Origin of the sequence: Jatrophihabitans sp., assembly GCF_036388195.1 — a bacterium.
Lineage (GTDB): Bacteria > Actinomycetota > Actinomycetes > Mycobacteriales > Jatrophihabitantaceae > Jatrophihabitans_A.
Genome location: NZ_DASVSG010000007.1, coordinates 21589 through 28184 on the forward strand (window position 1 = coordinate 21589; position 6596 = coordinate 28184).

A 6596-nucleotide genomic window follows, 5' to 3' on the forward strand; every position below is an offset into this window, starting at 1 on the left:
AACAGCGCCCGTCGACCGAGCCGGGTCACTCACCCTTGGTCTGGAACGTCTCGGTCGCGGCCGGCGCCTTCGGGGCCGCGTCCACACCGGCTTCCCGGCGCTGCTCCGGGGTGATCGGCGCCGGCGCCTCGGTCAGCGGGTCGTACCCGCCGCCGGTCTTCGGGAACGCGATCACGTCGCGGATCGAGTCGGTGCCCGACAGCAGCGCGCAGATCCGGTCCCAGCCGAAGGCGATCCCGCCGTGCGGCGGCGCCCCGTAGGCGAAGGCGTCGAGCAGGAAGCCGAACTTCTCCTGCGCCTGCTGCTCGTCCAGGCCCATCATCTTGAAGACCCGCTCCTGGACGTCGCGGCGGTGGATACGGATCGAGCCGCCGCCGATCTCGTTGCCGTTGCAGACGATGTCGTAGGCGTAGGCCAGCGCGCTGCCCGGGTCGGCGTCGAAGGTGTCGAGGAACTCCCGCTTCGGGCTGGTGAACGCGTGATGCACCGCGGTCCAGGCGCCGGAGCCGACCGCGACGTCCCCGCTCGCGGTCGCCTCGGAGGCCGGCTCGAACAGCGGCGCGTCCACCACCCACAGGAACGACCAGGCGCTCTGGTCGATCAGCCCGTTGCGCCGGCCGATCTCCAGCCGGGCCGCGCCGAGCAGCGACTGGGTGCTCTTGCGGGCGCCTGCGGCGAAGAACACGCAGTCCCCCGGCTGCGCGCCGACGAACTCGGCCAGCCCGGCCCGCTCGGACTCCGACAGGTTCTTCGCGACCGGGCCGGTCAGCTCACCGTCGGTCCCCACCAGCACGTAGGCCAGGCCGCGGGCGCCGCGCTGCTTGGCCCACTCCTGCCAGGCATCGAGCTGGCGGCGCGGCTGGGCGGCTCCGCCGGCCATCACCACGGCGCCGACGTAGGGCGCCTGGAACACCCGGAACGGCGTGTCGGCGAAGTAGCCGGTGCAGTCGGTCAACTCCAGCTCGAACCGCAGATCGGGCTTGTCGGAGCCGTAGCGGTCCATCACCTCGGTGTAGGTGTAGCGCGGGATGTCGGCCGGCAGCTGGTAGCCGATCAGGTCCCACAGCGCGCGCAGCACGTCCTCGGCCAGGGCCAGCACGTCGTCCTGCTCGACGAAGCTCATCTCGATGTCGAGCTGGGTGAACTCCGGCTGCCGGTCGGCGCGGAAGTCCTCGTCGCGGTAGCAGCGCGCGATCTGGAAGTAGCGCTCCATGCCGGCCACCATCAGCAGCTGCTTGAACAGCTGCGGCGACTGCGGCAGCGCGTACCAGGAGCCGGGCTGCAGCCGGGCCGGCACCAGGAAGTCCCGGGCGCCCTCGGGGGTCGAACGGGTCAGCGTCGGGGTCTCGATCTCGACGAAGTCGTGCCGGTAGAGCACCTCGCGGGCCGCCCGGTTGACCTTGCTCCGCAGCCGGATCGCGGCAGCGGGCGCGGGCCGTCGCAGGTCCAGGTAGCGGTACTTCAGCCGGGCCTCCTCGCCGACCTCGGTGTGCTCGTCGATCTGGAACGGCAGCACGGCGGACTCGCTGAGCACCTCGAGCTTCTCGGCGACCACCTCGATCCCGCCGGTGGCGAGGTGGGGGTTGACCCGTCCCTCCAGCCGCTGCCGGACCGTGCCGGTGACCTGGATGCACCACTCGTTGCGCAGGTTGTGCGCGATCTCGTCGTCGCGCAGCACCACCTGGACGATGCCCGAGGCATCGCGCAGGTCCAGGAACGCGACGCCGCCGTGGTCGCGGCGGCTGGCCACCCACCCGGTGAGCGTGACGGTCTGGCCTGCCTGGGCCGCTCGCAGCGTCCCGGCCTGATGCGTGCGCAGCACAGCAGGTTCCTCTCAGTTCGGTGGAGCCAGTCTTTCACGGGGGTTGCAGTGGGCTGGGCCTCAGGCCTCGGGCCGCACCACCTGCGGACGCAGATCCTCAGCCGGCGGCGACCAGGTCGCCGGATCGGCCACCTGCTGCTCGCCGGTCCGGATGTCCTTGACCTCGTGCGGGTAGTCGGCCCCGGCGGGGAACCAGACGAACGGGATGCCCCGGCGTTCGGCGTAGCGGATCTGCTTGCCGTACCGCTGGGCCGCCGGCGCCACCTCGGTGGCGATGCCGTTGGCCCGCAGCTGGGCGGCGACCGCGTCGCTGACGGCCCGGGACTCCTCGTCGGGCAGCGCGACCAGCACCGCCGAGGGCACCGAGCGGCTGGCGGTCAGCTTCTTGCGGCTGAACAGCGGCAGCAGCATCCGGGTGACGCCGAGGGAGATGCCGACGCCGGGGTAGCTGGTGCGCCCGTCACTGGCCAGGGAGTCGTAGCGGCCGCCGGAGCAGATCGAGCCCAGGCTCTCGAAGCCGGTCATCCGGGTCTCGAACACCGTCCCGGTGTAGTAGTCCAGGCCACGGGCGATGCGCAGGTCGGCCAGCACGCTGAACCGTTCGGTGGCGAGCCCGGAGCACCCCTCGATCACCGCGACGAGCTCGGCGACACCCTCCTCGAGCAGCGGGTCACTGACCCCAAGCTCGGCGACCCGGGCCGCGAACGAGGAGTCCGGCGTCCGGATCTGGGCCAGCGCCAGGCACCGCTCGGCCTGCTCGGCGCTGAGCCCCGCCTCGTCCACCAGCATGGTCAGGATGACCTCGGCCGGCACCTTGTCGATCTTGTCGATCACCCGCATCACGGCGGCCGGATCCGGCGCCCCCACGCCCCGGAAGTAACCCTCGATCAGCTTGCGGTTGTTGATCTGCAGGGTGAGGGGCGGAACCGGCAGCGCCGACAGCGCCTCGGCCATCACCCGGGCCACCTCGACATCGTGGTGGAAGGACAGCACGTCGCGGGCCACCACGTCGATGTCGGCCTGGATGAACTCGCGGTAGCGGCCCTCCTGCGGCCGTTCGCCGCGCCAGACCTTCTGGATCTGGTACCGCCGGAACGGGAACTCCAGCCGGCCGGCGTTCTCCAGCACGTACCGGGCGAACGGCACCGTGAGGTCGAAGTGCAGTCCCAGCGTCGAGGAGTCGGTCTCGGGATCGGAGTCGGCATCCGGCTGGCCGGCCTGCAGGCGGCGCAGCAGGTAGACCTCCTTGTCGATCTCGCCCTTGCGCAGCAGCTGCTCCAGGGGCTCCGCGGCGCGGGTCTCGACCGGTGCGAAGCCGTGCAGCTCGAAACTGGCCCGCAAGCTGTCGAGCACCCGCAGCTCGACGAAGCGCTCGGCGGGCAGCAGCTCCGGAAACCCGCTCAGCGGGGTCGGCTTGGCGACAGTCACATCAGGTTCCTCAGGAAGGGGTTGGTCATCCGTTCGCGGCCTATGGTGGTCTGCGGGCCGTGACCGGGACAAACGATTACTTCATCGCGCATCGGCAGGATCACCGTTTGCAGCGACCGGGACATGTCCGCCATCGACCCGCCGGGCAGGTCCACCCGGCCGATCGAGCCGGCGAACAGCACGTCCCCGGAGAACAGCACGTCGCTGTGTTGATCGGCGGCCAGGGCTGTCACGTCCAAGGTGAAGACCACCGAGCCGCGGGTGTGCCCGGGCGCGTGCCGCACGATCAGCTCCAGGCCGGCCAGCTCGATCCGGGTGTCATCGGCCAGCTCCCGGACGTCCTCGGGCTCGGCGAAGGTCAGGCCGGACGCGCCGAAGATCGGCTCGCCGGGCCGCAGCCCGTGGAACGTCCAGGGATCGGCCAGCGCCGAGCGGTCCTGCTGGTGGATGTAGGCCGGCACGTCGCGCGCCTGGCAGACCGGCAGCACCGAGAAGGTGTGGTCGAGGTGGCCGTGGGTGAGCAGCACCGCCACCGGGTGCAGCCGGTGCTCGGTCACGATCTCGTCCAGCTGGCCGGTGATCCCCACGCCGGGGTCGATGATCACGCACTGTTCCCCCGGACCGGGAGCGACCACGAAGCAGTTCGTCCCGGCGACCTGGGCGGGGAAGCCCTCAATCAGCACAGCTGGCTCTCCGGCATCTTCTCGAGTGATCTGGAAGCCTACCCACGCAGGTTCCGGCGGCGGCTGGCGACGGCCGGCAACGCCGCTGAGCGGGTGCACAGCCGGATACCGGATCTGGTTCTCTACAATTCGCCCTCAGCCGCCGTCACACCGGACGCAGAACACGCTGCGCCCCACCGGGAGGACCACCAGTGCCGAACAGCAAGCAGCGCCGCGATCAGGCCCGCCGTCACCTCGAACGGCAGTTGGTCCGCCGGCAGCAGCGGGAACTGCGCCGCCGCAAGCTCAACCTGATCGGCACGGTGGCAGGCGTCCTGGTGCTGTTCGCGGTGGTGATCGTCACCGTGGTGATGCTCTCCAAGGAGAAGAAGAACAACACCGCCGACCCGGCGAACTCGACCTCGCCCTCCTCCAGCGCGTCGCCCTCAGCGTCCCCCTCGGCGTCGGGCCCGTCGCTGCCGAGCCGCAAGCCCAGCCCGATCGCGGCCCGGGCCGCCAAGAAGACCGACGGCCCCTGTGGCTACGCCGAGGACGCCACGAAGCTGACCAGCGGCAACCTGTTCGACGTCGGCCTGCCGCCGGACCCCAAGCCCACCCCGACCGCGAACTCCACCGCGGTGTTCGCCACCAACCAGGGCGCCATCACCGTCACCCTGGACGGCGCCTCCGCGCCCTGCAACGTGCAGAGCATCAAGTACCTGATCAGCAAGAAGTTCTACGACAACACCGCCTGCCCCCGCTCGGTGAACTCCGGGATCTTCGTGGTGCAGTGCGGCGACCCGTCGGCCACCACCTCGGGCGGGCCGACCTACACCACCAAGGACGAGAACCTCACCAAGGTCAGCTACACCGAGGGCACCCTGGCGATGGCCAATGCCGGGCCCAACACCAACGGCAGCCAGTTCTTCTTCATCACCAAGGACAGCAACGGCTCGCTGGGCAAGAACTACAGCGTGATCGGGCACGTCACCGGCGGCCTGGACATCCTGAAGAAGGTCGCCACCGGCGGCGACGACGGCTCTAACCAGGCCGGCGGCGGCAAGCCGAAGGTCCCGCTGTGGTTCAAGACGGTGACGCTGAAGAGCTGAGCCGCCTGCCGACTGACCTGCTCAGCGCGCGTTCCGGCGTCCGCTGAGCAGGTCATTCCGGCGTTCGCTGAGCAGGTCGATCCCAAAACCGCTCCGGCGGTCAGTTGGCCGCGTGCACCCGGTAGACGTCGTAGACGCCCTCGACGTTCTTCACCGTCCGCAGCAGGTTCGCCAGGTGCTTGGCCTCGGCCAGCTCGAAGGTGAACCGCGACACCGCCACCCGGTCGCGGTTGGTGGTCACCGAGGCGGACAGGATGTTCACCCGCTCGTCCGACAGCACCCGGGAGACGTCGGAGAGCAACCGGTGCCGGTCCAGCGCCTCGACCTGGATCGAGACGACGAAGACCGAGTCCGACGAGGGCGCCCACTCGACATCGACCAGCCGGTCGGCCTGCTCCTCCAGCGACCCGGCGTTGGTGCAGCTGCGCCGGTGCACCGACACCCCGCCGCCCCGGGTGATGAAGCCGAGGATGTCGTCGCCGGGCACCGGGGTGCAGCAGCGGGCCAGCTTGACCCAGACGTCGCTCATCCCCGACACCATCACGCCCGCGTCGCCACCGGACCGCCGCGGCGTGGTGGTCGGCTTGGTGGTCTGCATCGGGATCGCGGTCTCGGCCAGGTCCTCGGTGGCCCCCTCGACGCCACCGAGCGAGGCGACCAGCTTCTGCACGATCGACTGGGCCGAGACGTGGCCCTCGCCGATGGCCACGTAGAGCGCCGTCACGTCGGCCAGGTGCATGTCGCGGGCGATGGTGACCAGCTGGTCACCGCCCAGCAGCCGCTGCATCGGCAGCGAGGACTTGCGCATCGCCCGGGTCAGCGCGGTCTTGCCGGCCTCCACCGCGTCCTCGCGGCGCTCCTTGGCGAACCACTGCCGGATCTTGGTCTTGGCCCGGGGCGAGGCGACGAAGGCCAGCCAGTCCCGGGACGGCCCCGCGGCCTCGGACTTGGAGGTGAACACCTCGACCGTGTCGCCGTGATCGAGCTTGGTCTCCAGCGCCACCAGCTTGCCGTTCACCCGGGCGCCGATGCACCGGTGCCCGACATCGGTGTGCACCGCGTAGGCGAAGTCGACCGGCGTGGACCCGGCCGGCAACCCGAAGACGTCGCCCTTGGGCGAGAAGACGTAGACCTCGCCGGTGCCGAGGTCGAAGCGCAGCGTGTCGAGGAACTCCCCCGGCTCCTGGGCCTCCCGCTGCCAGTCCATCAGCTGGCGCAGCCACACCATCTCGTCGCTGACGGCGGTCGGCGTCGCCGTGGCGGTGCCGACCTCCTTGTACTTCCAGTGCGCCGCGATCCCGAACTCGGCGGTGCGGTGCATCGCGTGGGTGCGGATCTGCAGCTCGACCGGCTTGCCGCCCGGGCCGATCACGGTGGTGTGCAGCGACTGGTACATGTTGAACTTCGGCATCGCGATGAAGTCCTTGAACCGGCCCGGCACCGGTTGCCAGTTCGCGTGGATCACCCCGAGGGCGGCGTAGCAGTCGCGCTCGGTGTCGACCAGGACCCGGATGCCGACCAGGTCGTAGATGTCGGTGAACTCCCGGCCCCGCACGATCATCTTCTGGTAGATCG

General features: G+C 70.3%; 5 protein-coding genes. 1 reads left to right on the forward strand and 4 read right to left on the reverse strand.

Annotated elements, in window-relative coordinates; all coding sequences use genetic code 11:
* Positions 1–25 precede the first annotated feature (25 nt).
* From aspS to VF612_RS00435, 3 genes are read right to left on the reverse strand one after another with little or no spacing between them, the layout of a single operon-like run.
* A complete protein-coding gene (aspS, locus tag VF612_RS00425; RefSeq protein ID WP_408657871.1) occupies positions 26–1822 on the reverse strand; it encodes an aspartate--tRNA ligase in 1797 nt (598 codons plus the stop codon).
* 60 nt (positions 1823–1882) lie between these two features.
* A complete protein-coding gene (hisS, locus tag VF612_RS00430) occupies positions 1883–3250 on the reverse strand; it encodes a histidine--tRNA ligase (protein WP_408657872.1) in 1368 nt (455 codons plus the stop codon).
* Entirely contained in the window at positions 3247–3933 is a 687-nt protein-coding gene (locus tag VF612_RS00435) for an MBL fold metallo-hydrolase (protein ID WP_408657873.1), read from the reverse strand. Before VF612_RS00435 ends, hisS begins: the two co-directional genes overlap by 4 nt.
* Positions 3934–4124: 191 nt before the next feature.
* Here VF612_RS00435 and VF612_RS00440 point away from each other — a divergent pair, with 191 nt between their 5' ends.
* Positions 4125–5021, forward strand: a complete 897-nt coding sequence (locus VF612_RS00440; protein WP_408657874.1) for a peptidylprolyl isomerase — start codon at positions 4125–4127, stop codon at positions 5019–5021.
* A gap of 100 nt (positions 5022–5121) precedes the next feature.
* Here the strand turns inward: VF612_RS00440 and VF612_RS00445 are convergent.
* Positions 5122–6596, reverse strand: a 1475-nt coding sequence (locus tag VF612_RS00445) for a RelA/SpoT family protein (RefSeq protein WP_408657875.1), incomplete at its 5' end; no start/stop codon positions are given.